General features: G+C 74.6%; 24 protein-coding genes. 11 read left to right on the top strand and 13 right to left on the bottom strand.

Going from position 1 to position 25,118, the window contains the following annotated elements; genetic code table 11:
- Positions 1-84 precede the first annotated feature (84 nt).
- The 3 genes from DFJ69_RS32915 (at position 85) to DFJ69_RS34735 (ending at position 2,902) form a co-directional block, all read left to right on the top strand.
- Positions 85-2,019: an ABC transporter ATP-binding protein gene (locus DFJ69_RS32915; RefSeq protein ID WP_425453429.1), complete on the top strand. Its 1,935-nt coding sequence runs from the start codon at positions 85-87 to the stop codon at positions 2,017-2,019.
- A 79-nt stretch (positions 2,020-2,098) separates the two neighbouring features.
- Positions 2,099-2,632 carry a hypothetical protein gene (locus tag DFJ69_RS32910; RefSeq protein ID WP_147312543.1) on the top strand — a complete coding sequence of 178 codons (534 nt, stop codon included), beginning with the start codon at positions 2,099-2,101 and terminating at the stop codon, positions 2,630-2,632.
- Between the two features lie 117 nt (positions 2,633-2,749).
- Positions 2,750-2,902 carry a hypothetical protein gene (locus DFJ69_RS34735; RefSeq protein ID WP_170177905.1) on the top strand — a complete coding sequence of 51 codons (153 nt, stop codon included), beginning with the start codon at positions 2,750-2,752 and terminating at the stop codon, positions 2,900-2,902.
- On the opposite strand, the gene DFJ69_RS32905 is transcribed toward DFJ69_RS34735, so the two are convergent.
- Positions 2,886-3,830, bottom strand: coding sequence for a sulfotransferase family protein (locus DFJ69_RS32905; RefSeq protein ID WP_116026177.1), 945 nt, complete (start codon positions 3,828-3,830; stop codon positions 2,886-2,888). The two genes, DFJ69_RS34735 and DFJ69_RS32905, sit on opposite strands and share 17 nt — an antisense overlap.
- A gap of 233 nt (positions 3,831-4,063) precedes the next feature.
- Between DFJ69_RS32905 and DFJ69_RS32900 the strand changes: the two genes are divergently transcribed.
- The 3 genes from DFJ69_RS32900 to DFJ69_RS32890 all read left to right on the top strand — a co-directional run bounded on the left by DFJ69_RS32900 (position 4,064) and on the right by DFJ69_RS32890 (position 6,671).
- On the top strand, positions 4,064-4,957 hold the full coding sequence (locus DFJ69_RS32900) for a DUF1444 domain-containing protein (RefSeq protein ID WP_245974670.1): 894 nt from the start codon (positions 4,064-4,066) through the stop codon (positions 4,955-4,957).
- Between the two features lie 29 nt (positions 4,958-4,986).
- Entirely contained in the window at positions 4,987-6,126 is a 1,140-nt protein-coding gene (locus DFJ69_RS32895; protein ID WP_116026175.1) for a glycerate kinase, read from the top strand.
- Between the two features lie 116 nt (positions 6,127-6,242).
- Entirely contained in the window at positions 6,243-6,671 is a 429-nt protein-coding gene (locus DFJ69_RS32890) for a CBS domain-containing protein (RefSeq protein WP_116026174.1), read from the top strand.
- 18 nt (positions 6,672-6,689) lie between these two features.
- Here DFJ69_RS32890 and yczR read toward each other — a convergent pair whose 3' ends face one another.
- Positions 6,690-8,150 carry a MocR-like transcription factor YczR gene (gene yczR, locus DFJ69_RS32885; protein WP_116026173.1) on the bottom strand — a complete coding sequence of 487 codons (1,461 nt, stop codon included), beginning with the start codon at positions 8,148-8,150 and terminating at the stop codon, positions 6,690-6,692.
- Between the two features lie 107 nt (positions 8,151-8,257).
- On the opposite strand from yczR, the gene yczE reads away from it, so the two are divergent.
- Positions 8,258-9,130 (top strand): membrane protein YczE, encoded by an 873-nt coding sequence (gene yczE / locus DFJ69_RS32880; protein ID WP_425453408.1) that lies wholly within the window; start codon positions 8,258-8,260, stop codon positions 9,128-9,130.
- On the opposite strand, the gene DFJ69_RS32875 is transcribed toward yczE, so the two are convergent.
- The 3 genes from DFJ69_RS32875 to fdhD all read right to left on the bottom strand — a co-directional run bounded on the left by DFJ69_RS32875 (position 9,027) and on the right by fdhD (position 12,780).
- Positions 9,027-10,793: an SDR family oxidoreductase gene (locus DFJ69_RS32875; RefSeq protein ID WP_116027064.1), complete on the bottom strand. Its 1,767-nt coding sequence runs from the start codon at positions 10,791-10,793 to the stop codon at positions 9,027-9,029. The genes yczE and DFJ69_RS32875 overlap by 104 nt on opposite strands.
- Before the next feature lie 97 nt (positions 10,794-10,890).
- Positions 10,891-11,823 (bottom strand): metal-dependent hydrolase, encoded by a 933-nt coding sequence (locus DFJ69_RS32870; protein ID WP_116026172.1) that lies wholly within the window; start codon positions 11,821-11,823, stop codon positions 10,891-10,893.
- A gap of 144 nt (positions 11,824-11,967) precedes the next feature.
- A complete protein-coding gene (gene fdhD, locus DFJ69_RS32865) occupies positions 11,968-12,780 on the bottom strand; it encodes a formate dehydrogenase accessory sulfurtransferase FdhD (protein WP_116026171.1) in 813 nt (270 codons plus the stop codon).
- A 123-nt stretch (positions 12,781-12,903) separates the two neighbouring features.
- Here fdhD and DFJ69_RS32860 point away from each other — a divergent pair, with 123 nt between their 5' ends.
- Together DFJ69_RS32860 and DFJ69_RS32855 are read left to right on the top strand one after the other, a co-directional pair.
- Positions 12,904-13,854, top strand: coding sequence for an MEDS domain-containing protein (locus DFJ69_RS32860; protein ID WP_170177904.1), 951 nt, complete (start codon positions 12,904-12,906; stop codon positions 13,852-13,854).
- 158 nt (positions 13,855-14,012) lie between these two features.
- A complete protein-coding gene (locus tag DFJ69_RS32855; protein WP_116026169.1) occupies positions 14,013-14,603 on the top strand; it encodes a DUF4333 domain-containing protein in 591 nt (196 codons plus the stop codon).
- Positions 14,604-14,619: 16 nt separating this feature from the next.
- Here DFJ69_RS32855 and DFJ69_RS32850 read toward each other — a convergent pair whose 3' ends face one another.
- The 3 genes from DFJ69_RS32850 to DFJ69_RS32840 all read right to left on the bottom strand — a co-directional run bounded on the left by DFJ69_RS32850 (position 14,620) and on the right by DFJ69_RS32840 (position 17,085).
- On the bottom strand, positions 14,620-15,174 hold the full coding sequence (locus tag DFJ69_RS32850) for a universal stress protein (protein WP_170177903.1): 555 nt from the start codon (positions 15,172-15,174) through the stop codon (positions 14,620-14,622).
- Positions 15,175-15,281: 107 nt separating this feature from the next.
- Positions 15,282-16,463: a zinc-dependent alcohol dehydrogenase gene (locus tag DFJ69_RS32845; RefSeq protein WP_116026167.1), complete on the bottom strand. Its 1,182-nt coding sequence runs from the start codon at positions 16,461-16,463 to the stop codon at positions 15,282-15,284.
- 16 nt (positions 16,464-16,479) lie between these two features.
- Complete coding sequence (locus DFJ69_RS32840) at positions 16,480-17,085, bottom strand: flavodoxin family protein (protein ID WP_116026166.1); 606 nt, start codon at positions 17,083-17,085, stop codon at positions 16,480-16,482.
- Between the two features lie 124 nt (positions 17,086-17,209).
- Here DFJ69_RS32840 and DFJ69_RS32835 point away from each other — a divergent pair, with 124 nt between their 5' ends.
- Both DFJ69_RS32835 and DFJ69_RS32830 read left to right on the top strand, forming a co-directional pair.
- A complete protein-coding gene (locus DFJ69_RS32835) occupies positions 17,210-18,076 on the top strand; it encodes a glycosyltransferase family 2 protein (RefSeq protein WP_116026165.1) in 867 nt (288 codons plus the stop codon).
- Complete coding sequence (locus DFJ69_RS32830) at positions 18,073-18,969, top strand: glycosyltransferase family 2 protein (RefSeq protein ID WP_116026164.1); 897 nt, start codon at positions 18,073-18,075, stop codon at positions 18,967-18,969. The genes DFJ69_RS32835 and DFJ69_RS32830 overlap by 4 nt, the downstream gene beginning before the upstream one ends.
- On the opposite strand, the gene DFJ69_RS32825 is transcribed toward DFJ69_RS32830, so the two are convergent.
- From DFJ69_RS32825 to DFJ69_RS32805, 5 genes are read right to left on the bottom strand one after another with little or no spacing between them, the layout of a single operon-like run.
- Entirely contained in the window at positions 18,957-19,886 is a 930-nt protein-coding gene (locus DFJ69_RS32825) for a glycosyltransferase family 9 protein (RefSeq protein WP_116026163.1), read from the bottom strand. The two genes, DFJ69_RS32830 and DFJ69_RS32825, sit on opposite strands and share 13 nt — an antisense overlap.
- Complete coding sequence (locus tag DFJ69_RS32820) at positions 19,883-20,842, bottom strand: glycosyltransferase (protein ID WP_116026162.1); 960 nt, start codon at positions 20,840-20,842, stop codon at positions 19,883-19,885. Before DFJ69_RS32820 ends, DFJ69_RS32825 begins: the two co-directional genes overlap by 4 nt.
- Positions 20,839-21,894 (bottom strand): glycosyltransferase family 9 protein, encoded by a 1,056-nt coding sequence (locus DFJ69_RS32815; RefSeq protein WP_245974669.1) that lies wholly within the window; start codon positions 21,892-21,894, stop codon positions 20,839-20,841. Before DFJ69_RS32815 ends, DFJ69_RS32820 begins: the two co-directional genes overlap by 4 nt.
- A complete protein-coding gene (locus DFJ69_RS32810; protein WP_116026161.1) occupies positions 21,885-23,390 on the bottom strand; it encodes an HAD-IIIA family hydrolase in 1,506 nt (501 codons plus the stop codon). Before DFJ69_RS32810 ends, DFJ69_RS32815 begins: the two co-directional genes overlap by 10 nt.
- Positions 23,387-25,012 carry a carbamoyltransferase family protein gene (locus DFJ69_RS32805; RefSeq protein ID WP_116026160.1) on the bottom strand — a complete coding sequence of 542 codons (1,626 nt, stop codon included), beginning with the start codon at positions 25,010-25,012 and terminating at the stop codon, positions 23,387-23,389. Before DFJ69_RS32805 ends, DFJ69_RS32810 begins: the two co-directional genes overlap by 4 nt.
- Positions 25,013-25,118 lie beyond the last annotated feature (106 nt).

Genomic DNA, 25,118 nt, shown 5'->3' with positions numbered 1-25,118 from the left:
AGCGGGGAAGCGGTCCGGTGCCCGATGTGTTGGGGTACTTCACTCGCTACTCGTTGGATGACCGTTCGGGAGGCCGATGTGGGGATGCCGGGCATGCCGGGCAACGGCTGGCAGGTGATGGCGTCGTTCCGCCGGGACGGCTCGGTCACCGGCCAGAAGCTGAAGCCGGGGACGGTCCGACGGATCGCCGGCTACGCGCGCCCCTATGTCCGGGAACTGGTCCTGTTCCTGATCCTGAACTCCATCGCGGCGGCCATCGTGGTCGCCGGTCCGCTGCTGCTCAAGTCGATCATCGACCGGGGCGTGCTGCCCGGCCGCTCCTCGGTGGTGATCTGGCTGGCGGCGGCCGTGGCGGGGCTCGCGCTGGTGGAGGCGGTGCTGTCGCTGGCCCAGCGCTGGTACTCGGCGCGCATCGGCGAGGGCCTGATCTACGACCTGCGCACCCAGGTGTTCGACCACGTCCAGCGGATGCCGGTGGCGTTCTTCATGCGGGCGCAGACCGGATCCCTGATCAGCCGGCTCAACAGCGACGTGATCGGCGCGCAGCGGGCGCTGACCACCACGCTGTCCTCCGTGGTCTCCAACGTGATCAGCCTGGTGCTGGTGCTGGCCGCGATGCTCTGGCTGTCGTGGCAGGTCACGTTGATCGCGCTGGTGCTGCTGCCGATCTTCATCCTGCCCGCCAAGTGGGTGGGCCGGCGGCTGCAGCACATCAGCCGCGAGCAGATGCAGTTGGACGCCGACATGAGCTCGCTGATGACCGAGCGGTTCAACGTCGCCGGGGCGATGCTCGCCAAGCTGTACGGGCGGCCCGCCGAGGAGTCGCAGGTGTTCTCCGAGCGCGCCGCGCGGGTCCGCGACATCGGCGTGGTGGCGGCCATGTACGGGCGGGTCTTCTTCACCGCGCTCACCCTGGTCGCCGCGCTGGCCACCGCGATGGTCTACGGCGTCGGCGGCGTGCTGGTGGTCGACGGCGGCTTCGAGCTCGGCACGCTGGTCGCGCTCGCCGCCCTGCTGACCCGGATGTACGGGCCCCTGACGGCGCTGTCCAACGTCCAGGTCGACGTGATGACCGCGCTGGTGAGCTTCGACCGGGTCTTCGAGGTGCTGGACCTCAAGCCGATGATCGACGAGCGTCCGGGCGCGACACCGCTCAAGGGCGTGGGCCCGCGGCGGGCCCCGGCGGTGCGCTTCGAGCGTGTCGGCTTCCGGTACCCGGCCGCCGAGGAGGTGTCGCTGGCGTCGCTGGAGTCCATCGCCCGCACCGACACCGCCCCGAGCCGGGAGGTGCTGCGGGACGTGACGTTCACCGCCGAGCCCGGTGAACTGGTCGCCCTGGTCGGCCCGTCCGGCGCGGGCAAGACCACCATCACGCACCTGGTCTCCCGGCTGTACGACGTCACCGAGGGGGCCGTCCGGATCGGCGGCCGGGACGTCCGCGACCTCACCCTGGAGTCGCTGCGCGCGACCGTCGGCGTCGTCTCCCAGGACGCCCACCTCTTCCACGACTCCATCCGCGCCAACCTGCTGTACGCGCGGCCCGGTGCCACCGACGAGGAGATCGTCGAGGCGCTGCGGGGCGCGCACATCTGGAACCTGGTGGCCTCGATGCCCGACGGCCTCGACACGGTGGTGGGGGACCGCGGCTACCGGCTGTCCGGCGGCGAGAAGCAGCGGCTGGCGATCGCCCGGCTGCTGCTCAAGGCCCCGTCGGTGGTGATCCTGGACGAGGCGACCGCGCACCTGGACTCCGAGTCCGAGGCCGCCGTCCAGCGGGCGCTGAAGACCGCGCTGGCCGGGCGGACCTCGCTGGTGATCGCGCACCGGCTGTCGACCATCCGCGAGGCCGACCAGATCCTGGTGGTCCAGGACGGACGGATCGCCGAGCGCGGGCGGCACGAGGAGCTGCTGCTCGAGGGCGGCCTGTACGCCGAGCTGTACCGCACCCAGTTCGCCCCCCAGGCCGGTCGGCGGGAGCCCGAGCCGGAGAACGAGCCGGAGCCCATGGGCGCGGAATGACCCTTCCCATGACCGATCGTGGTGAGAAAGTTACCCAAGGTCAGCAGAAGGAGCGTGTCGGCGGGGTAGATCCGCCCTTGTGACTCATGGGGTGTTCGGTGACCGGCGGTGGCTGTGGGGCATGGTGTCCGCAGGTGTCCTGGCCGCCCTGGTCCTCACCGTGCCCCGGGCCTGCGGCCGTGAGCCGGCCGTGACGACGCCGACCGGGGTCGTCCACGCCGTCACGGTGCCTGCTGCCCCCGCCGCCTCACGGGTGACCGGGGTCGCGGTGTTCGGTCTGGTGCAGCCCGGTGAACGCCCCGGCGAGGTCCTGTTCGCCCGGGCCCGCCGGCAGCGTCCGGGCGGCCCCGAGACCCTGCGCGCCGTGGCGGTCCGGCCCGAGCAGTCCCTGACCGCGGCCCCCGGCGCCGCCGTGCGCCTCACCGTGCCGCTCGCGGACGTCGAGCCCTCCGACCCGCGCCGCGGCGTCCCGGTGGCGGCCGAACGCCTTCCGACGCTGTTCCGGGCCGCCCAGGAGCGGCTCGGGGCCCTGCACGACCGGGCCCGCATGTTCGACCTGTGGCTCGACGACCGGGGCCGGGTCGTGCGGATGCACCATCACTTCTCCCCCTGACAGACCGGGGTTTCCCCGATGGCGGCACGACGGCAAACCGTCGGTCACCGGAGAACGTCATAGTCGACACGGGCACGTCGGGCGGCCGACGGGACGCGCCCCAGGGAGGTGCGCATCATGCGTCCAGCCATCAAGATCGCCAATCCGCTCAAGAGCGGCCTCGGGCGCTACACCCTGCTGCTGGTGGGGCTGAGCGCCGCGGGCGTCGCGATCGGTTACGCCGGGCCGGACGCGGCGGCCGGGGCGGGTTCGCTCATACGACGCCGCTGAGGGTGTAGCCCAGGCGTCGCAGCTCCTCGCCGGCGACCCGTTCCACCTGGACGACCTGCCGGGGCGTGAGCCGGTCGCGCCAGGCCCCCACGACGCCGTCCGCGGTGCGCCGGTCGCCGGGCCGCACCAGCCCGGAGCCGGCCGCCGCCGTCACCGGGGCCCCCAGGAACGCCGACACGTCCTCGGCGACCCGGCCCGGGCTGCCCACCAGGTCCTCGTACCGCACGGTGTAGAGCTGCTCCTCCGGGGTCTGGGCGCGCAGTCGGGCGCTGAGACGCACCGCGCCGCGCCAGCGCAGCGCGCACTTGACCGCCGTCGCCGCCTTCGGCCACCGGTTCAGGTCGGTGAAGTCCTCCACCCCGAGGAACGGGTTCGGGAAGACGTCCTCCAGGTTGGCGACGCCGGGCTTGAACCAGGCCAGGGTGCGCTCGTCGGCGAGCATGTCGGCCACCACGTCCCGGCCGTCCCGGATGACCTGGATCAGTTGGGCGTCGGGAAAGGCGTCCAGCAGCACGTCGGCGCTGTAGAGGAGATCGGGGGAGGCGTCGCCGAACCGGTACACCCCGTCCGTCCCCACACAGGTCGCGCCGGGGCCGCCCGCCGTCTCGGCGGGCGGGAGACCCGCCGCCTCCCGGCACTCCGGCGGGCAGTCCGCGCAGCCCTGCGCGGAGACCTGCCACGCCTCGGCGTACGCGTCCCGCAGCACCCGGGCGGCGCCCCGGCCGCGTTCGGCGGCGATCGCGGGCCGACGGGCGAACGCGTACGTCACCCGGAGCACCCCGGGCCGGCCCTGCGTCAGATGGAACCCCACCGTCCGCTTCACGGCGCGCGCCAACAGGTGCGTGCCCGAGTGCGGGGCGCCGAGGATGAACACCGGCCGACGGACCTTCGTGCCGTTGATCACCAGGATGTGCGGGGTGGGCCTCATAGCGGTCATCAGTGTCGCACCCCGGATCGGGTGACGTGGCGGGTGTCGCGCCATGAAGTCGATCAACCTCGAACGGTCAGCGCGCCTCCGTTCGGATCTTCGTCCTGTTCCCGGACCGTTCGGACATCATCGGATCTTTCCTCCGGGGCGGTCGCGTGACCGTGAGGTCACCGTCGGCGGTTCGTGACCATCGGGACTTTCCTTCGTGACCTTCTCCTGACAAGCTCTATCCGTTGCGGAGCGAGAAGGGGTGGGGGTCGATGCGCGGGGGCGCGCTGAACGGGGCGGACGGCGCGTTGGATTCGCTCGTCGTGCTGGTGGCGGAGAACCTCGGCTACGCCTGCCGGCGGGTGCCGGGCGACGTCATGCTGCTGGAGGGGGCCAACCGGCTGCACGTGAGCATGCGGAACCTGCGACAGCTCGCGCGGCTGGTCCCGCGCGACGACTGGCCCGCGCTGGTGTCCGACCACGTCACCACGATCGTCACGGCGATCGAGGAGCCGTTGGACCTCAGCGACTTCGAGCTGGCGCAGCACCTGCTGCGCACCCGGATCTATCCGGCGGAGGCCGACAACGGGGTGCTGGCGGCCCGGCCGTTCGCGCCGGGGCTGATCGAGGCGGTGGTGGTCGACACGCCGACCACCGTGCGCACGGTGACCGTGGAGGAGATGGACGGCTGGCCGGTCTCCGGCGACGCGCTGTTCATGCTGGGCCGCGCCAACGTGCGCGCCGACGGACCGCTCCAGGTGGACGACTCCGAGCTCGGCGGGGTGCCGGTCGCGGTGCTGCACGGCTGGAGCTTCTACACCGCCACCCATCTGGCGTGGCTGGAGGAGTACGTCGACATCGGCCCGTACGGGGCGCTGGTGGCCGCGCCGAGCCGGGGCCTGATCATGGCGCACGCGATCCGGCCGCGCGCCGGCTACCGGGGCACGGTCGAGGCGGCCCGCGAGCTCCAGGCGCAGGCCCACCAGGCGTACGAGGACGGGCCGGGGTCGTTGAGCCCGCACCTGTTCTGGTGGCGGACCGGTGAGCTGACCCTCCTGGAGACCCGCTACGACGGCGACGCGCTGGTGCTGCCGCGCGACTTCCTGCAGGTGCTGACCACCCTGACCGCCGAGTCCTGATCTCGAACGTCCGAGAGGGGGACGGGCCGATGCGCGTCGTCGTGGCGCCCGACTCGTTCAAGGGGAGCCTGAGCGCGGCGCGGGTGTGCGCGGCGGTCGGCGCGGGGGTGCGCCGCGCGCTGCCGGACGCCGACGTCGTGGCCGTCCCGATGGCCGACGGCGGCGAGGGCACCCTCGACTGCTTCCTGGCCGCCCTCGGAGGCACCGAGATCGCCCTCGACGTCACCGACCCGCTCGGCCGGCCCGTGCGGGCCCGCTACGGGCTGTCGGGGGACGGTCGGTCGGCGGTGGTGGAGCTGGCCGCCGCGTCGGGGCTCCCGCTGCTCGCCGAAGGCGAGCTCGACGCCGGGCGCGCCGACACGGGAGGCACCGGCCTGCTGGTCGCCGACGCGATCCGGCGCGGCGTCGACGAGGTGCTGGTCTGCGTGGGCGGCAGCGCGACCACGGACGGCGGCACCGGCATGCTCCGGGCGCTGGGCGTGCGGTTCATCGACGCCGAGGGGGCCGAGCTGCCGCCCGGCGGGGCCGCGCTGGCCCGACTGGCGGCGATCGACGACTCCGGGGTGTCGGACGCCGTCCGCGCGACGCGGCTGCGGGTCGCCTGTGACGTCACCAACCCCCTGGTGGGCCCGAACGGCGCGGCGGCCGTGTTCGGGCCGCAGAAGGGCGCCACCGCCGCGCAGGTCGTGGAGCTGGACGCGGCCCTGGGCCGGCTCGCCGACGTGATCGCCGAGCGGTTCGGCGTCCGGGTGCACGACCTGCCCGGGGCGGGGGCCGCGGGAGGGACCTGCGGCGGGCTGGTGGGCGTGCTGGGCGCCGCGACCGCCCGGGGCGCCGACCTCGTCGCCGACCTCGTGGGCCTGGACGCCGCCCTGGCCGGCGCGGACCTGGCGATCACCGGTGAGGGGCGGCTGGACGCGCAGAGCGCGGGCGGCAAGGTCCCCTCGGTGGTCGCCGCGCGGGCGTCCCGCGCCGGGGTGCCGACGGTCGCGCTGGCCGGGGGAGTGGCGGGCCCGCTGGACGCCCTGCACGCGTTGGGGCTCACCGCGGCCTTCTCCATCGCCGACGGGCCGCGGAGCCTGGCCGAGATGACCTCGGACGCCCCGGAGCTGCTCACCGCCCTGGCCGAGCAGGTCGTGCGGCTGCGTCTGGACTCCGGCGGGGTATAAGGGGTGGGTCGGGCCGGGTGGAACAGGGCCTTTCCGCCGGGGCCAGAACGTGCGACCTTTGCAGGAAGACAGAGCCCTTCGGCTCATCCCAGACCCCAGTGCCCGGAGTGTGGCCTATGCGCATCCGCGACATCTTGCACGGCAAAGGGAACTCGGTGGCCACCGTGCGGCCCGACTCCACCGTCAGGGAACTGCTCGGCACGCTGGCCGAGCTGAACATCGGAGCGGTGGTGGTGTCCCCGGACGAGGCCGCCATCGCCGGGATCGTCTCCGAGCGGGACGTGGTCCGACGGCTGCACGAGCGGGGCGCCGCCCTGCTCGACGCCCCGGTCTCGGAGATCATGACCGCCGAGGTCCGCACCTGCGGGCCCGAGGCGGACGTGGCCGAGCTCCGCAAGACGATGACCGAGCACCGCATCCGTCACGTGCCGGTCGTCGGCGGCGGCCGGATGGTCGGCCTGGTCAGCATCGGCGACGTCGTCAAGAGCGCCATCGACGAGCTGGAGACCGAGCGCGAGCACCTGGTCGGCTACCTGCACGGCTGAGCCGTCGGGGCGGACGGCTCAGACGTAGGCGGGCAGCGGCCGGGCCGTCGGCGCGAACTCGGCCCCGGTCGAGGCCCCCGCCAGGCGTTCCACCGCCGTGCGCAGCGCCGCGGGCTCCAGCACGTACGGCAGGCGCAGGCAGTCCTCCAGCACCCCGTCCACGCCGAACAGCGGGCCCGGCACCACCCGGACGCCGCGCTGCCAGGCCGCCTCGGCCACCGCGGTGGCCACCGGCGCGCCCAGGCGGACCCACAAGGTCATGCCGCCGTCGGGCACGGTGAACCGCCACTCGGGGAGCAGGGCGCGCAGCGCCTCGACGAGGGTGTCGCGCCGCTCCCGGAGCTGCACCGCCCGCTCCTCCCGGACCGCCTCGATGCGGGCCATCAGTCGTGCGGCGATGAGCTGGTCGACGACCGGGCTCGCGATGTCGTGGGACTCCCGCGCCATCGTCAGCCTGCGCGCCAGCGGGGCGGTGGCCCGGATCCAGCCGATCCGCAGGCCGCCCCAGAACAGCTTGGAGGCCGACCCGACGCTGATGACCCGCCCGCCCGTGTCGTACGCCGCGACCGGGCGCGGTCGGGGCGCCCCCGGGTCGTGCGCCAGCTCGCTGAACGTCTCGTCCACGATCAGGAAGGCGTCGGCGGAGCGGGCGGCCTCGACCAGCGCGACGCGCCCGGCGTCGTCGAGCAGGTGGCCGGTCGGGTTCTGGAAGTCGGGGATCACGTACGCCAGCCGGGCGGCGGACTGCCGCATGCCGGTGGTGAGCAGCTCCAGGTCCCACCCCTCGGTGACGCCCACCGGCACCAGTCGGGCGCCGCGCCGCCGGAGGGACTCCAGCGCGTGGGGGTAGGTGGGCCGCTCCACCAGGGCCGCGTCACCGGTGTCGAGCAGCGTCTGGGCCAGCAGTGAGATCGCGTGCTGCGCCCCCGTCGTCACCACGATCTGGTCGGGCCGGGTGGGCACGCCGAGCGCGGCGTACCGGTCGGCGATGGCCTCGCGCAGCACGGCGAGCCCGGCGGGCTCGTAGCCCGGCCCGGCGCTGTAGCGCGGCAGCTCGGCGACGGCCTCGGCGACCGCCTCCCCGAACACCGCCGGGGCCGCGGGGGCCGCGCAGCCCAGATCGATGGGCTCGTCGTGCGGCCCGACACCGCCCTGGGTGTGCGCGATGCCGAACCGCGAGGTCGGCCGTCCGGCGGCCTGCTCGGACCGGGGGAGCGCCGTCCAGCTCCCGGCGCCCTGCCGGCTCTCGACGTAGCCGTCGGCGCGGAGCCGGTCGTAGGCCGTGGTGACGGTGGTGCGGCTGACGCCCAGGGCGGCGGCGAGGTCGCGCTCGGCGGGCAGCCGGACCCGCAGCGGCAGCCGCCCGTTCAGCACCAGGCCGCGCACCTCCCGGGCCAGCACGGCGTAGAAGGGCCGTTCCTGCGGCAGGTCGCCCAGCAGCCGGGCGAGCTGGGGGCCGCTGACGTAACGCGCAGTCATGCAGACCACTTTCCTTGATTGGCTCTTATAAGGCAAGCCAATCTGTCTCAAAGTGGGACAAGTGGCCCCCACAGGGTCCGTTCGACTGCACGGTGAGGACCCTTCTCATGACCTGGATCATGCTCGCGCTGCTGGTGGCGCTCGCCCTGCTCGGCCCGCGTTTCGGAGCCGACTCCCGGGACGGACTGGACCGGACACCTGGACACTTCTGGCTTCCCAGACGAAGCGGCGGACGCAGACGGGACCCGGCCGCCCGGCGGCGCGCCGCCCTGTCGGCCCGACGACTGGTCCAGCTCTACGTCGGATTGGCCTTGTACGGGCTCGGAGTGGCCCTCCAAGTGGCCTCCGGGCTGGGCAACGACCCGTGGGACGTGCTCCATCAGGGCCTGTCGCTGCGCTTCGGGCTGTCCCTGGGCGCCTGGATCATCATCGCCGGAGCGCTGGTCATGTTGCTGTGGATCCCGCTGCGGCAGCGGCCCGGCCTCGGCACGATCAGCAACGTGATCTTCGTCGGGCTGTTCGCCGACCTGTTCCTGGCGCTGCTGCCCGCCCCCGACGCGACGGCGGCCCGCTGGGCGTACCTGATCGGGGCCATCCTGATCGGCGGATTCGCCACCGGCTGCTACATCGGCGCGGGGTTCGGCCCCGGACCGCGCGACGGCCTGATGACCGGGCTGGCGGCCCGCGGCCACTCGGTCCGGGTGGTCCGCACCGGGATCGAGGCGACCGTGGTCGTCGCCGGCTGGCTGCTCGGCGGCACCGTCGGCGTCGGCACGCTGCTGTACGCGGTGACGATCGGGCCGCTGGCGCACGTCTTCATCCCCGCGCTGCGGATCGGGCCGCCGGACGAGGACGGGCCCCGGCCGGAGCGCGGGGTCAGCGCGGGCCGCCGACGCGCCGGAGACCCGCCCGCGCCATCAGCCGCATCGCGCCGGGGGACACCCGCGACAGCATGCGTCCCAGATGGGCCTCGGGCGTGACCGGGACCACCGCCCGGTCGTGGCGGACGGCGGCCAGGATCCGCAGGGCCACCTTGTCGGGCCCGTACCCGCGCAGCCGGTACGCCCGCGCGGCGCGCTCCCGCAGACGCTCCTGGCCGTCGTCGCCCATCCCGACGAACCGGGACGCCCGGGTGATGCCGGTGTCGACGATGCCGGGGCAGATCGCGCTGACGCCGATGCCCCGGCCCGCCAGCTCCCCGCGCAGACACTCCGACAGCATCAGCACGGCCGCCTTGCTGGTGGCGTAGGCGGGCAGGGCGCCGCTGGGGGTGTACGCGGCGGCGGAGGCGATGTTGACGATGTGACCGCCCTGACCGCGCGCCACCATCTGGGCGGCGAACAGTCGGCAGCCGTGGACGACGCCCCACAGGTTGACGTCCAGCACCCGGCGCCAGTCGTCCGTCGAGTGGTCGAGGAAGGCGCCCGCCACGCCGACGCCGGCGTTGTTGACCACCACGTCCGGGACCCCCAGCTCACGGGCCACCGTGCCGGCGAACCGCTCCATGGCCGCCGCGTCGGACACGTCCACCCGGAACGCCCGCGCCGCCGGGCCCAGCCGTCCGGCCAGGGCGGCGGTCTGCTCGGCGGTCTCCAGGTCGATGTCGGCGGCCACCACCTGGGCGCCCCGCTCGGCGAACGCCAGCGCGGTGGCCCGTCCGATGCCGCTGCCCGCGCCGGTCACCACGACCAGCGAACCCTCGAACTCCCGGCGCTCGGCGGCGCTCACCCGCGCCCCGGTCACCGCCCTGGACTCGGCCGCCGTGAGCGGCCGGCCCTCGACGCGCGCGATGTGCTCGCTCGCCCAGCGCGCGACCACCTCGGGGTGGCTGCGCGGCACCCAGTGCCCGGCGGGGAGCATCCGCAGCGACAGGTCGGGCACCCGCTCGGCGAGTCCGCCCACCAGATGCGGGGAGACGAAGAGGTCGCGGGTGGGCACGATCACCTGGGTGGGCACGTCGGTGCGGCGCTCCTGCGGCCGGCGCAGCCGCTGGAGCATGTTGGCGCGGTAGAGGCCCACGCCCGCCGCCGCGTCGCGCGCGAAGGTCCGGGCGGGATGCCCGTCCCTCGGCGCGACGCCCTCGCCCAGCCGGAGGGCCTGGCCGAAGGCCGCGCCCAGCCCGGCCCGCCACAGCAGTTCGGGCAGCACGGGCGTCTGGAAGACGTAGATGTACCAGGAGCGCAGCCCCTGCCCGGCCGCGCGCCGCAGGTTGCGCGGGGTGGGCCGGGCCAGCCTGCGGCGCGTCCAGTGGGCGACGTGGTCCAGGCAGGGCCCCGAGATCGAGGTGAACGAGGCGAACCGTTCGGGCATGGTGGTCACCGCCTCCCACCCCTGGATGGAGCCCCAGTCGTGGCCGATCAGGTGCACCTTCGCGTCGGGGGCCACCGCGTCGAGGACGGCGCGCAGGTCGGCCATCAGGTGCTCGAACCGGTAGGCGTCCTTCCCGGAGGGCCGCGAGGACGCGCCGGCGCCCCGCACGTCGTACCTGACCACGTGGAACCGCTCGGCGAGGATGTCGGCGACCTCGTCCCACACGGCGTGGGTGTCGGGATAGCCGTGCATCAGCAGCACCGTCGGCCGGCCGGGATCCCCCTGCCGGTACACCGCGAGGTCGACCGCCTCGCCGTCGCTGGAGGACCTCACCCGGAGCACAACTCTGTTATTGGACACGTCGTTAATTAATCGTGTCGCAGGGGTCCGGGTCAAGCCGGGACGCCCGGGACCCCCGTCGAAAGCCGATCTAGTACGGGTCGTACCCGGCGGCGCGGGCGGCGGGGGAGCGCAGCAGGTACTCCAGCGCCTGCGGCGTCGAGCACACCTTCGAGGGGTGGTGCGACGGCCGCAGGTAGACGGGGGCCTCGCCGAGCAGCAGCTTGAAGATGCCCGGGATCAGGCCCTTGCGCACCGAGCGGCGGTACGACCGGTACACGCGCGGCAGCGTCACCTTGCCCTTGACCGACGGGTCCTGCTTGAGGAACAGCAACGTTCCGCCGATCAGCGCCCAGTAGAGGAAGAACAGCGACACCGTCCAGGACGCCACCCGCATCGGGTACCTGCCGCCGAGGTGCTGATAGACGTCGAAGACCACCGAGCGGTGCTCGACCTCCTCCGCGCCGTGCCAGCGCAGCAGGTCCAGCATGGTCGGGTCCACGCCGGCCTTGTCGAGGGTGTCGTTGTCCATGAGCCACTGGCCGAGCACGGCCGTGTAGTGCTCGATGGAGGCCACCGCGCCCAACTCGAACAGCAGCCGCTGCCGGTACAGCCGGGGCCGCCGCCGACGCAGCGACTCCATGGCCTCCGGCCAGTCCGCGTTGCCCTTCCCGGCCGGCTCGGTGACCACGGTGACGTCGAGGCCGTTCGCGGTCAGCAGGTCGTCCAGAACGCCCTGGTGGGAGCGGGCGTGCACCATCTCCTGGCCGATGAAGCCCTTGATCTCCTCCAGCAGCCGCTCGTCGCGGATGTACGGCCGGGCCGCCTTGACGCAGTTGATGAACCACTTCTCGCCCTCGGGCAGCACCACGTGGAACGAGTTGATCATGTGGGTGGCCACCGGGTCGCCCGGGATCCAGTGCAGCGGGGTGTCGTCCCAGGCGAACGAGACCCGGCGCGTCCTGATCGGAGGATGCCGCTCGTCGACCTCGAACGCGCTGCCCTCGGCTTCCACCGGACTCATACCCGCTCCCTCACCTTCGCGGCCCCGCATCGGCTTGAACAGTACCGAGCAGTCAAGTGGGCGACACCCGTGCGCTTCTTGGCCGGAAGCCCACAACCGGGCCCCGCGGTTCGTAGAACGGTGACAAAGCGCCTCCGGGCCACGTCAGACCATGAGACGCGCGGCTCCGGTGTAGACGTTCATCGACTCGCCGCGCAGGAAGCCCACCAGCGTCATCCCGGACTCCTCGGCCAGCAGCGCCGCCAGCGACGACGGCGCCGACACGGCGGCCAGCACCGGGATCCCCGCGTGCAGCGCCTTCTGGACCAGCTCGAACGACGCCCGGCCGCTGACCATCAGGATCCGCCCGGACAGCGGCAGCAGGTCCTCCCGCAGCGCCCAGCCGACCGCCTTGTCGACCGCGTTGTGCCGGCCGACGTCCTCCCGCACGACCAGCGGCTCGCCGGAGGCGTCGAACAGCCCGGCCGCGTGCAGCCCGCCGGTCCTGTCGAACACCCGCTGCGCCGCCCGCAGCCGCTCCGGGAGCGTCGACAGCACGCGGGGGTCCACCCGGACGGCGTCGGCCGCCAGGTCGTACGGCGCCCGGGACCGCAGCGCCTCGATGCTCTGCTTGCCGCACACCCCGCACGCGCTCGTGGTGGGGAAGGCGCGCTCGGTCAGCGCGCCCGGCGGGGCGACGCCGTCGGCCAGCAGCACGTCCAGCACGTTCTGCTCGGTCGCGTCCGCGCAGTACCGCATGGTCGCCAGGTCCGCCGGACCGGCGATCACGCCCTCGGCGGCCAGGAAGCCCGCCACCAGATCGAAGTCGTCGCCCGGGGTGCGCATGGTGACCGTGAGCGGCCGCCCGGCCACCCTGATCTCCAGCGGCTCCTCGACGGCCAGCGTGTCCGGGCGCCTGATCGGCTCCTCGGCGGCGCGCAGGCGCAGCACCGGCCTGCGTACGGTCACCCGTCCCATCCCGTGACGGTACCCCGCCGGAGGCGGGAGCAGGCCCGGTCATCTGACAGTATGGTGGGGCCGGGCGGAGCCCGTCGCCCGGCCCGACGACCGTCCCCCCGGGCTGCCCCTGAGAGTTGGGGTGTGGCAGTGCAGAGCTTCACGCACCACACGTGCGTCTACGGCTCCGACGAGGAATTCCTCGCGATGGCGGTGCCGTTCGTCGAGGGTGCGTTGGAGCGGTCCGAGCCGGTGCTCGTCACGACCACGTCGCACAACCTCGACCTGCTCGGCACGGCGCTCGGCCCCGCCGCGGGGCGCGTCGACCGCGCCGAGAGCCTCTACTTCGGCCGTCGGCCGCCGCAGCGCGTGGCGGCCTTCCACCGCTGGTGGCGGCGACAGGGCGGCGACGCGCGCAACGCCCGGATCCTGGCGGAGCCGATCTGGCCGGGCAAGTCGGCCCGCGAGGTGCTGGCCTGGCGGCGGATGGAGTCGGGCCTCAACACGGTCCTCGACGGCACCGGCATCTGGATGATCTGCCCGTACGACACCCGGTCGGCGCCCGCCGAGATCGTGGCCGAGTCGCTGTGCACCCACCCCGGCCGGGTCGACGGCACCGAGATCGCCCCGACCGACGGCTACGTCGACCCGCACGAGTTCGCCGGCCGCTGCGACGCCGCGCCGCTCGACCCGCCGCCGGCCGACGCCGCCGCCTTCGGGTTCGACGGCGGGCTGCGTCCGTTGCGCCGGTTCGCCGCCGCCCGGGCCGCCGCGCACGGGCTGGCGGGAGAGCGGGCCTCGCTGTTCGTGATGGCGTTGTCGGAGGTCGCCGCGCACGTCCGCGACGTGGGCGCGGGCAAGGCCGCCGTGCGGGTCTGGGAGCAGGGCGGCTCCGTCGTCTGCGACGTGCACGTGCCCGGCGGCCGGCCCGGCGACCCGTTCCTCGGCTTCCGCCCGCCCACCCTGGACGGCCGGCCCGGCGACGGGCTGTGGCTCGCCCGGCAGGTCTGCGAGTTCGTCGACATCAGACCGTCCGCCGGCGGCTGCACCTACCGGCTCCAGGTCGCCGGTGCCCGGTTCGTCGAGTCCTCCTGACCGGTCCGGCCCTGACCGGTGTCCCGGTCGCGCCGTGCCGCCGTCCCGGCGGCGTCTCGCGGGGAGTCCCCACGGCGACGGGACCGGGGACACTGGGCGGCGGGACGGCGCGGACGAGATCGTCGAGAACGTCAACGACTCGACCGACCGAGGAATCCATGCGCAAGCTCCTTGTCCCCGCCCTGCTCGGCACCGCCCTCGTCACCGGGCTCACCACCGGATGCGCCACCCTCTTCGAGGAGACGGTGGCCGCGTCGGAGATCGAGACCCAGATCTCCGCCAAGCTCGCCGGGCAGCTCGGCGGACCGCCGCGCTCCGTGGACTGCCCCGTGGACCTGCGCGGCATCGTCGGCTCCGAGATCCGGTGCGAGCTGGTGACCGCGAGCGGCGTCGACCGCGTCGTCAACGTCAAGGTCACCTCCGTGGACGGCGACACCGTGAACTACGACATCACCGCCCCGGCGCGTCGCCCCGAGCCCACGCCGACCGGCGCCCCGAACACCTCCACGGCGCCCATCGTGACGCGGACGCAGGTCGAGGTGGAGGCGCTCCGACAGCTCACCCCGCAACTCGACGGGCCGCCCCGCTCCGTCACCTGCCCCGGCGACCTGCGCGGCGAGGTCGGCGTCACCATGGAGTGCACGCTGCACTTCGAGGACGGCACCAGCCGTCAGATCACCGTCTCGGTGACGTCGGTGGTGAACACCAGGGTCTTCTTCGACATCCGGCTCGGCGGCGCGGACGGCTGAGCGGCCGCCCCCTCGTTCACGCTCCGAGTCCGGGGATCCCGCCGGAGTCGGGGCCGCGTCGCCAGAGCCGGCGGCGGGCGTGCCGTTCGCCGGGGGCCCCGGGGACGGTGAGCGCCTCGATCGTGGGCGGGGACACGCAGACCAGCGTCGAACGGGCGTACGCCGCGCAGTGCCGGTGCACCGACGGCCGCAGCATCCGGGACACCAGGCCGCGCCCGCTGCGCCCCACGACGAGGATGTCCTCCTCGCGGGCCAACCGCACCAGCGCGTCGCCGGGCGCGCCCAGCAGCGTCATGCCGGAGACCCGGGCCGCGTCGCAGCCGCCCTCGCGCACCTCGGTGAGCATCCGGGTGATCAGCTCGCCGCCGGCGTCCCGCAGCCCGGCGAACGCCGCGTGCCCGGGCGCGCCGGCCGCCGCCGCGTACGGGGGCACCGGGGCGACGTGGACGAGCAGCACCTCCATGCCGCGCAACCGGGCCTCGCCGAGGGCCCAGGACAGCGCCCAGCGCGACGCGTCGGAGTCGTCGACCCCGACGATCACCCGCGGCGGCGCGATGGGCGTCTCGGTCACGGAGGCCTCCTGGAGTCGAGGGATCCAGGGTCCCGGCACGGGCGGCCCGACGGAAGGGCCCGCCTCTCTTCCAGAGTACGAGAGCCGGCCGCGGGCCGCCGGCGTTCTCAGGGGTTGAGCAGCACCTTGATGGCGCCGTCCCGCTTCTTCTGGAAGATCTCGTAACCGTGCGGAGCCCGCTCCAGGGGCAGTCGGTGGGTCGTCAGGTCCATGGTCCCCAGGGGATCGGCGTCATCGGTCACCAGCGGCATCAGGTCGTCGACCCAACGACGCACGTGGGCCTGGCCCATCCGCAGCGTGATGCCCTTGTCGAACATCCGCAGCATCGGCAGCGGGTCGGTCATGCCCCCGTAGACCCCGACGACCGAGATGGTGCCGCCGCGTCGTACCGCGTCGATCGCCTGGTGCAGGGCCGCGAGCCGGTCCACGCCCGCACGGGACATCAGCGACGCCGCCGCCCGGTCGGGCATCAGCCCGGTGACCGTCTGCGCCAGCTTGGCGCCGGGGGAGCCGTGCGCCTCCATCCCGACGGCGTCGATCACCGAGTCGGCGCCCCGCCCGTGGGTCATGTCCCGGATCGCGTCGGCGGCCACGTCCACCTGTCCCGGGCCCACCACCTCGACGCCGTGCCGACGCGCCATCTCGGCGCGCTCGTGCACGGGGTCCACGCCGATCACCCGGTATCCCAGGTGCCGGGCGACGCGGGCGCACATCTGCCCGATCGGCCCGAGCCCCAGGACGGCGACGCTGCCGCCGTCGGGGACGTCGGCGAACGCGACCGCCTGCCACGCCGTGGGCAGCACGTCCGACAGGTACAGGAACCGCTCGTCCGGGGGTCCCTCGGGGACCTTGATCGGACCGAACTGCGCCTGCGGCACCCGCAGGTATTCGGCCTGCGCGCCCGGCACCTCCCCGTACAGCCTGGTGTAGCCGAACAGCGCCGCGCCCATGCCCTGGTCGCGGACCTGCGTGGTCTCGCACTGGGCGTACAGCCGCTGGTCGCAGGTGTGGCAGTGGCCGCAGGAGATGGTGAACGGGATCACCACCCGGTCGCCGGGCTTGATCCGCGTGACCTCGGAGCCGACCTCCTCGACCACTCCCATGGGCTCATGGCCGAGGATGTCGCCCTCCCCGAGGAACGGCCCCAGCACCTCGTACAGGTGCAGGTCCGAGCCGCAGATCGCGGTACTCGTGATCCGCACGATCGCGTCGGTGGGCTCCTTGATGGACGGGTCGGGGACCCGTTCCACGCGGACGTCGCGCCTGCCGTGCCAGGTCAGTGCCTTCATCTGCGTCCCTCCGGGGTCACTGCGGGGGCGGCGGGATGGGCCGGGCGGCCAGCGCCTCGGCGACGGCCACCAGGTTGGAGGCCATCGCCCGCCCGGTGCTCGCGGCCCAGTCGTGGCCCTTGTCGTCGTCGAGGTAGTTCGGGCCCGGTCCCGGGCCGAGATGCCAGTACGTCCACGCCTGGCCGGGGATCGTGTAGCCGATGTCGGCCAGGGCCCCGTTGATCTCGCTGATCACGTGGTGGGCGCCGTCCTCGTTGCCGGTGTTGATCACGCCCGCGACCCGGTTGTAGGCCACCGGGCGGCCCGCGTCGTCGGTCTCGGAGATCATCGCGTCCATCCGCTCGACGACCCGCTGGGCGACCGAGGACGGCCGGCCCACCCAGGTGGGGGTGGCGATGATCAGGATCTGGGAGGCCAGCAGCATCCGGTGGATCTCGGGCCACTCGTCGCCCTCGCCCATGTCGGTCTCGACGCCGGGCCGGATGTCGCGGTCCACGGCGCGGACGGCGTCGACCTTGACCCCCCGCTGCCGCAGCTCGGTGGCGACAACCTCGGCCAGCGCCTCGGTGTTGGAGGGCTCCGGCGACGGTTTGAGGGTGCAGTTGATGACTGTCGCTCTCATAAAGGTCCCTTGCCTCGTGACGTAAGGCCGCCCTACCCCCGTGCCGCCGCCCAAACGGACCCCTCGGGGTTTGCCCGGCGGGGGCGGGGTACGGCGGAGGGCCCGGAGGAGGAGAGGGGGCCGCATGGACGACCGGCTGACCGTGGTGATCGCCACGCGCGACCGTCGGGTGGAACTGCTCCGCACGCTGGAGCGGCTGACCGCCCTGCCGGAGGCCCCGGCGATCATCGTGGTCGACAACGACTCCTCCGACGGCACCGACGCCGCCGTCCCGGCGGGATTCCCGCGCGTGCGGGTCATCCGTCTGGCGCGCAACCACGGCGCCGCCGCCCGCACGGTGGGCGCGCGGGCGGCCCGCACGCCGTACGTGGCGTTCAGCGACGACGACTCCTGGTGGGAGCCGGGCGCGCTGCGCCGCGCCGTGGAGGTCCTGGAGGCCCATCCCCGGCTCGGGCTGATCGCGGCGCGCACGCTGGTGGGGCCCGAACGCGCCGAGGACCCGATCAACGCGGCGATGGCCGCCGGGCCGCTGCCCGTCGAGGGCGACCTGCCCGGCCCGCGGGTGCTGGGGTTCCTGGCCTGCGCGTCGGTGGTGCGCCGCGAGGCGTTCCTGGAGGCGGGGGGCTTCGACCGGCTGCTGTTCTTCATCGGGGAGGAGCGGATGCTGGCCCTGGAGCTGGCCGGTCGGGGCTGGGACCTGTGCTACGTACCGGACGTCGTGGCGGTGCACGAGCCGTCCTCGTCGCGTCCGTCGACCGGGTGGCGGCGCCGTGCCGAGCTTCGGAACTCGCTGCTGACCGTATGGATGCGGCGCCCGGCGGGGGTGGCGCTCGGAGAGACCGCACGGCTCGCGGGGGCGGCCGTGGGGGACTCCGATGCGCGCGCCGCCCTCGCCGGGGCGCTGCGGCGCCTGCCCGCCGCGCTGGCCCGCAGGCGGCCCGTGCCCCGGCACGTCGAGCACGCCGTCCGGTTGGTCGAGGGGGCCGGATGACCGACGGCCGCGTGGGCGTCGTCGTCATCACCCGCGACCGCCGGGAGGAGCTGCTGCGGACGCTGGCGCACATGACGGCGCTCCCGGAACGCCCGTCGATCCACGTGGTGGACAACGGCTCGCGGGACGGCAGCGCCGACGCGGTCGAGCGGAGCCATCCCGAGGTCCATGTGATCCGCAGCCCGGTGAACCTGGGGGCGGTGGGGCGCAACCTCGCGGTCGAGCGGCTCGACACCCCGTACGTGGCGTTCTGCGACGACGACACCTGGTGGGAGCCCGGCGCGCTGGCCCGGGCCGCCGACCTCCTCGACGCCCACGGGCGGCTGGCGTCGGTCACGGGGCGCATCCTGGTCGAGCCGGACCTCCGCGAGGACCCCATCACGCCCGAACTGCGGCACTCTCCGGTGCCCGCGCCGGACTGGATGCCGGGGCCCGCGCTGATGAGCATCCTGGCGGGGGCCTCGATGCTGCGCACGTGCGCCTTCCGGGAGGCCGGCGGGTTCTCGCACCGGCTGTGGATCGGCGGCGAGGAGGAGCTGCTGAGCATGGACCTCGCCTCCCGGGGTTGGTGGCTGTGCTGGGCGGAGGACGTCGTCGTCCACCACGCCGCCTCCACCGCCCGCGATCCCCGGCTGCGGCGGATGCTCGGGATCCGCAACACCCTGTGGACCACCTGGCTGCGTCGACCGGTGGTCCCCGCCGTCCGGCGCACGGCGACCGTCCTGCGGTCGGTGCCCCGCGACGCGGCCAGCGTCCGGGCGGTGGGCGCCGCGCTGGCCGGCCTGCCCTGGGTGCTGCGCGAACGCCGGGTCGTCCCCGAGCACGTCGAACGGGGCCTGCGGCTGCTGGAGGAGCCGCAGCGGAACTCGCCGGCGCGCCGCTACGTCGGTTGACGGAGCGCCGCCCGTGAGGCGTCCATGACCTCCTCGACGGTGATGTCCAGAAGGCGCGGGTCCGGTGCCGAACCCCACGCGTCGCCCGGCCTGCCGCCGTCCCCGTGCCAGAGGACCACGTGCCGTCGAACGCCCCGGGGCGGTCCCCACAGCGCGGGGGAGACCGGGCCGTACAGGGTCACGGACGGCCTGGCGTAGGCGAACCCGAGATGCGCCACGCCGGTGTCGTTGCTGACCACGAGGCGCGCCCGGGACACCAGCGCGGCGAGTTCGGCCAGGCCCGTGCGGCCCGCGAGCACCGATGCCGCCGGCAGGCCGGCGCGCGCGGCGACCTCCTCGGCCAGGGGACGTTCGCGGGGCGTGCCGGTCAGGACGACGCGTTCGCCCGCCGAGGCGAGGCGCTCCGCCACGGCGGCGAACCGGCCCGGAGGCCAGCGGCGGCTCCCGGCGGCGGCTCCCGGATGCACGATCACGGCGTCGTCGACGGGTGCGGGCACGACGGGCGGGCTCAGACGCAGCGCGGTGGGATCGGTCGGCAGGCCCCACCATTCCAGCAGCCTGCACCAACGGTGGACCTCGTGCTCATCGTCGTCCCACGCCGGGCCGCCGTCCCCGTACATCAGCAGCCTGCGCGCACCCGTCGCGGTCACCAGGTCATGGCTCGCCGGGCCGTTGCCGTGCAGGTCGACGCCCACGTCCGGCGACGGCCCCGGCCAGTCGACCGGCTCGAGCTCCCCCGTCGGCGACAGGCGGTCGAACGCGCCGCACAGCTCCACCACCGGGGCCAGGACCGGCGGGGCCGCCAAGACCATCTCGTGGTCCGGATGGGCCGCCCGGAGGGCCCGGTAGGCCGGCACCCCCGTGAGGAAGTCCCCGAGGCCCAGCGCCCGCAGGACCAGGACGGCCGGTCGGGTCACGCGGTCGCCTCCGCCAGCACCCGCTCCCACTCGTCCAGGAAACGGCCCAGCCCGTACCGTTCCAGCGCCGCCTCCCGGGCCGCCTTGCCGACCTCGGCGGCCTCGGCGGGGTCGTTCATCAGCCGTCGCAGCGCCCTGGCCAGCACGTCCGGATCGGTGGAGACGAACCCGGCGCCGGGCGGCACCGCCTCGACCACCTCGGTCGTCGCCAGCGCCACCACGGGCATGCTGAGGTGCATCGCCTCCAGCAGCGACAGCCCGAGCGACGTCCACCGCACCGGATGCAGGTAGGCGCGGCGCAACGCCAGCTCCTCGTGCATGCGCGACTGCGGCAGGTCCTCGTACGCCCGGGCGGCGGGCACGCCGAGCCTGCCGGGCAGCGCGGTCACGCCCATTCCGAAGATGTCCAGCGGGGTGCCCGCGCTCACGGACGGCAGCAGGTCGGTGCCCACGTACCGGCCGCGTCGCAGCGGCTCGTTGACCACCACCGCCGCGTGCGCGATCTCCCCCGTCCAGCGGGGCCCGGGGTCGACGACGCCGTGCTCCACCACCCGCGCGGGGGTCGTCCCACAGTCCCAGAAGAGCCTGTTGAAGTGGGTGACGTGCACCATCAGCAGATCGGGCCGGTCGGCCACCGGGTGCCGGGTGAGCGGGACCTCGCCCCACGGGGCGTCGTGCTCCAGGTAGATCGCGGGAAGGTCCGCGCCGGGCCGACGGCCCATGTGGCGGCGCACCAGCCGCTCCTCGTGCGGGCGTTGGAGGATCACCACGTCCGGCTCGGCCTCCTGAAGCCGGTCCATGGGCACCTCCTTCACCGACGCGGGCCAGTCCCACGTGCGCGCCCGGCCCCTCCCGTCAGGGCCGCGATCCGGCGTGACGGGGACCAGGTAGGTGTGCGGGCCCTGCACGAACGCCGTCGTCCACGAGCCGTGCACATGCCAGATGAGGATCCTCAACGGGCGTCCCCTTTCTCCAGGACGTGAGCGGTGAGCATGTCCACCGCCTCGGCGACCTCGTCGGCGGCGACCCGGGACAGGCAGGGATGGCCGGGCACGGGGCACTCGCGGGCCCGGGTGTCGCGACAGGGCGCCAGTTGGTCGCCCAGCAGGACGTGCGGCACCCCGTAGGGGGCCCACCGGACGGCGGGCACCACCGGCGAGTACAGCGAGACCACCGGCGTGCCCACCGCCGCCGCCAGGTGGGCCGGCCCGGTGTTGCCGACCACCAGGGCGTCGGCCCCGGCGAGGACGGACGCCAGCCCGGCGAGCCCGGTGCGCCCCCCGAGGTCCAGCCCGTCCCGCCCGGCGACGAAGGCCGTCAGCCCGCGCTCGGACGGCGCGCCCGTGACCACCACCCGCCGACCGCGACGGGCGAGTTCGGCGACGGCCTCCGCGCACCGCTCCGGCGGCCATCGGCGGGCCGGCGCGGCGGCGCCCGGATGCACGACGACGTACGGCCCCGGGCCGGTCAGGTGCCCCGTGTCGGGCAGCGGACGGCGCACGGCGAGGTCGCCCCCGTCGCCCGGCGGCAGCGGGAAGCCCGCCGCCGCCGCCAACGACAGGGCCCGCTCCGGCTCGGGGATGTCGTCGTCCACACCGTGCCGGACGTCCAGCAGGCTCCCCGGGTAATCCACGCTGATCGCCGCGATGCGGCCGACACCGGCCAGCCGCAGCACCAGCGCCGTCGGCAACGGCGACTGGTGGAACGACGTCAGCACGAGCGCGTCGTCGAACCCGCCCGCCGCCAGCCGGTCGACCAGCTCCGAGAGTGCCGCGGGGCGGACGGGGGGCGCGTCGGCGAGCACCCAAGGAGCCGACCACACCATGACCTCGTCCACCCCGGGCAGCAGATGGGCGGCGGCCTCGCCCAGCGGGCTCGTGAGCATCGTCACGCGTCCGCGTCGGGCCGCCACCGACCGGACCGCCGGGCCCGCAAGCAGCACGTCCCCGGCGCTGTCCAGGCGCACGACGAGCGCCCGCCCCCGCCGGGCCCCCTCCGTCAGCGCCACAGGGCCGCTCCGGGAACGTCGCCGGTCGCGTACCGCACGGCGGTCTCCAGGTCGCCGGCGACGCGGGCGCCGACGGTCTCCTCCGGGCGGGTCTCCCGGGTCGGGACCAGCACCGACCGGGCCCCCGCCGCGCGGGCCGCGCCCACGTCGGCGCCGATGTCTCCGATGACCACGCACTCGTGCGGGGCCAGCCACAGCTCGGCGGCCGCCTGCTCCACCATGCCGGGCGCGGGCTTGCGGCAGCGGCACCCGTCGTCGTCCCGGTGCGGGCACACCTGCCAGGTGTCGAACGGGCCCAGCAGCTCGTCGACCCGCCGGTTGACCGCGTCGACCTCGTCGCGGGTCAGCAGCCCGCGCCCGATGCCGGACTGGTTGCTGACCACCCCGACGGACAGCCCCCGAGCCCGTGCCAGCGCGACGGCCCTCAGCGCCCCGGGCATCGGCTCCACCCGCGTCGGGTCCCCGTTGTAGGGGACGTCGCGGACGAGGGTCCCGTCCCGGTCGAACAGCACCGCCTTCGCCGGTCCCGGCCACGGCCGCGCCTCCCGGGCCGCGTACAGGCCGCGCAGCCACCACAGGGCCGCGACGGGCGGGATCATCAGGCTGGTGGCCGTCATCGCGGCGAGCTCCCGCGCCGTCCGGGGCCCCGGGGCGATCCGGGCGGCGGCGAACTCGGCGACCCCGGCGAGGGCCCCCGCGCCCGCCAGCGCGGCGAGCCCGCGCCGGCCGACCAGGGAGAGCCCCCCGGCGGCCAGTCCGGCGGCGGTGATCGCCAGGTGGCGGGCGCGGCGGCCCGGCGCCTCCCCGGCCCGCGCGTGCCAGCCGGGCCCGTGCAGCGCCCGCATGAGCGCGTCGTCGGCGTTGCCCGCCTGCTGCCGGACGCTGACCCACGGCGAGGCGGGCCGCACCGGATGCGCGGTGCGCCGAACGCCGCGCGCCAGCGACCAGCCGTCGCCCTCCAGCCGCAGCGCCAGGTCGGCGTCCTCGCGGAACGCCCGGGGGAACCGCTCGTCGAAGCCCCCCGACTCGGCCAGCGCGGCACGTCGGAACGCCATGTCGGCGGTGATCCACCGGGCCCGCGCCAGGCCGGCCGTGCCGCGCTCCCAGTCCGTGGGGCGACGGCCGGGCGGCAGGGGCACGTCGATGCGGCCCTGCACCCCGGCGACGTCCGGCGGCTGCTCGGCGAGGTCCTCGACCAGGCGGGTCCGCCAGCGGCGCGCGACCCGCACGTCGTCGTCCAGGAAGGCGACCCAGGGCGTGTGCGTGCACCGCCAGCCGAGGTTGCGGGCGGCGGCCGGCCCCACACCCCCGGAGGCCACCACGTCGGTGATCTTGGCGAGGTCGTCGGGCGGGTCCAGCGGCGGCGAGCCCAGCGGGCGGTCGTCGACGAGCACCACCCGCTCCGGCGGCGGGCCCTCGGCGGTCGCCAGCGCCTCCAGACAGGCCCGCAGACAGGGCCGGCCCAGCGTCGGCACGACGACCGAGTACTCGATCATCGCCGCACCGTGAAGGGTCCGATCGCCAGCAGGTCCACCGGTGTCGAGCCGAAGCACTCCAGGGCGTCCCGCACGTCGTCCACCATGGGCCGCCCGGCCGTGTTGAGGCTGGTGTTCACCAGCACCGGCAGGCCGGTGCGGCGCTCGAAGGCGTCCAGCAGCCGGGCCACCAGCGGTTCGACGCCCGGATCGACCGTCTGCACCCGGGCGGTGCCGTCCACGTGCACCACGGCGGGGATCCGGTCCTGCCAGTGCGGCGCCACATCGTGGACGAACAGCATGTACGGGCTCGGAACGGGCCCGCGTTCGAAGATCTCGGCGGCCCGGTCCAGCCGCACCATGGGGGCCACCGGCCGGAACTGCTCGCGGCCCTTCACGTCGTTGAGCCGTTCCAGGTTGGCGCGCCGGCCCGGATGCGCCAGCAGCGACCGGTGCCCGAGGGCGCGCGGCCCGTACTCCGAGCGGCCCTGGAACCAGGCCACGATGCCGTCGCCGGCGAGCACCTCGGCCGCCGCCTCGGCGACGTCGGCGGGCCGGTCGTAGGGCACCCGGGCGCGGCGCAGCGCCTCCTCGATCTCGCCGTCGCCGAACCCCCGGCCGAGGTCGGCGCCCGTCATCGTCCAGGCGGGCTCACCGCCGGCCGCCGCCAGATGCAGGGCCGCGCCCAGCGCCGTGCCCGCGTCGCCCGCCGCCGGCTGCACCCACACCTTCTCGAAGGGTCCCCGCCGGGCCAGCACGGTGTTGGCGACGCAGTTGAGGGCGGTGCCGCCGGCCATCGCCAGCGTGCGGTCCCCGGTGCGCTCGTGCAGCCAGCCCGCCAGGTCCAGCAGCACCTCCTCCAGCCGCCGCTGCACGCTGGCGGCCAGGTCGGCGTGCGCCTCCGTCCACTCGCCCCCGGCGGCCAGGGGCGGCGCGAGGTCCGTCCAGTCGATCCACTCGGTGACGAAGCCGCCGTCGCCCGTGGCGCGGACCCTCTCGCGGAGGAAGTCCAGATGGCGCGGCTTCCCATAGGACGCCAAGGCCATCACCTTGTACTCGTCCGAAGACCGCAGGAATCCCAGATGTGCGGTGAGCTCCTCGTACATCAGCCCGAGGGAATGGGGCAGCCGCTGGCTCGCCAGCGGTTCCAGCACGCCGTCGCGGTAACGGCCCGCCAGATGCGAATGCGCCTCACCGCGCCCATCGCACACCAGCACGCTGCACGAACGGTCGCCGACCGCCAATCCCGCGGACGCGGCGTGCGCCACGTGATGCGGCAGGAACGTCACCCGCGACGGATCCAGCCCCGGAAGCGCGTCCGCGAGGAAACCCGGCGCCCGGCGCGCGAATTCGGTGCGCAGATGGTCCCAGGGATCGTCGAGGCCCATTTCGTCCGCCGGAAGGACCAGCGACGGATCGTAGGAGAAACCGACCAGATCGAGGTCGGCGGGTGTCAGTCCCGCCCGCTCCAGGCACCACGCCGCCGCACCCGCCGGTTGCTCCCACGCGGAGAACGGCACCGGTCTCTTGCCGTGCTTGCGGCGGCTGAACCGTTCCTCCTCGGCCGCCGCCACGACCTCCCCGTCGATGACGAGGGCCGCCGCCGGATCGTGGAACACGGCATTGACGCCGAGTACGCGCATCGTCCCTCCAGTCCCGAGGCAACGTGTCAGGCCGCCTTTTCTCCCGAGGGATCGGGGTCAAACACCGAACGCCCGAAAGCCCCAGGAGACGGCGTCTCCGCAGATC

This window comes from Thermomonospora umbrina (genome assembly GCF_003386555.1).
Lineage (GTDB): Bacteria > Actinomycetota > Actinomycetes > Streptosporangiales > Streptosporangiaceae > Thermomonospora > Thermomonospora umbrina.
This window is presented reverse-complemented; position numbering and strand designations above follow the sequence as displayed.

What these genes read in the sequence shown, in the direction of transcription:
- DFJ69_RS32915 (WP_425453429.1), top strand. Translation starts at nt 85, where the DNA reads ATGCCGGGCATGCCGGGCAACGGCTGGCAGGTGATGGCGTCGTTCCGC.
- DFJ69_RS34735 (WP_170177905.1), top strand. Translation starts at nt 2,750, where the DNA reads ATGCGTCCAGCCATCAAGATCGCCAATCCGCTCAAGAGCGGCCTCGGG.
- DFJ69_RS32905 (WP_116026177.1), bottom strand. Translation starts at nt 3,830, where the DNA reads ATGAGGCCCACCCCGCACATCCTGGTGATCAACGGCACGAAGGTCCGT.
- DFJ69_RS32895 (WP_116026175.1), top strand. Translation starts at nt 4,987, where the DNA reads ATGCGCGTCGTCGTGGCGCCCGACTCGTTCAAGGGGAGCCTGAGCGCG.
- DFJ69_RS32890 (WP_116026174.1), top strand. Translation starts at nt 6,243, where the DNA reads ATGCGCATCCGCGACATCTTGCACGGCAAAGGGAACTCGGTGGCCACC.
- yczR (WP_116026173.1), bottom strand. Translation starts at nt 8,150, where the DNA reads ATGACTGCGCGTTACGTCAGCGGCCCCCAGCTCGCCCGGCTGCTGGGC.
- yczE (WP_425453408.1), top strand. Translation starts at nt 8,258, where the DNA reads ATGACCTGGATCATGCTCGCGCTGCTGGTGGCGCTCGCCCTGCTCGGC.
- DFJ69_RS32870 (WP_116026172.1), bottom strand. Translation starts at nt 11,823, where the DNA reads ATGAGTCCGGTGGAAGCCGAGGGCAGCGCGTTCGAGGTCGACGAGCGG.
- fdhD (WP_116026171.1), bottom strand. Translation starts at nt 12,780, where the DNA reads ATGGGACGGGTGACCGTACGCAGGCCGGTGCTGCGCCTGCGCGCCGCC.
- DFJ69_RS32855 (WP_116026169.1), top strand. Translation starts at nt 14,013, where the DNA reads ATGCGCAAGCTCCTTGTCCCCGCCCTGCTCGGCACCGCCCTCGTCACC.
- DFJ69_RS32845 (WP_116026167.1), bottom strand. Translation starts at nt 16,463, where the DNA reads ATGAAGGCACTGACCTGGCACGGCAGGCGCGACGTCCGCGTGGAACGG.
- DFJ69_RS32840 (WP_116026166.1), bottom strand. Translation starts at nt 17,085, where the DNA reads ATGAGAGCGACAGTCATCAACTGCACCCTCAAACCGTCGCCGGAGCCC.
- DFJ69_RS32835 (WP_116026165.1), top strand. Translation starts at nt 17,210, where the DNA reads ATGGACGACCGGCTGACCGTGGTGATCGCCACGCGCGACCGTCGGGTG.
- DFJ69_RS32830 (WP_116026164.1), top strand. Translation starts at nt 18,073, where the DNA reads ATGACCGACGGCCGCGTGGGCGTCGTCGTCATCACCCGCGACCGCCGG.
- DFJ69_RS32810 (WP_116026161.1), bottom strand. Translation starts at nt 23,390, where the DNA reads ATGATCGAGTACTCGGTCGTCGTGCCGACGCTGGGCCGGCCCTGTCTG.
- DFJ69_RS32805 (WP_116026160.1), bottom strand. Translation starts at nt 25,012, where the DNA reads ATGCGCGTACTCGGCGTCAATGCCGTGTTCCACGATCCGGCGGCGGCC.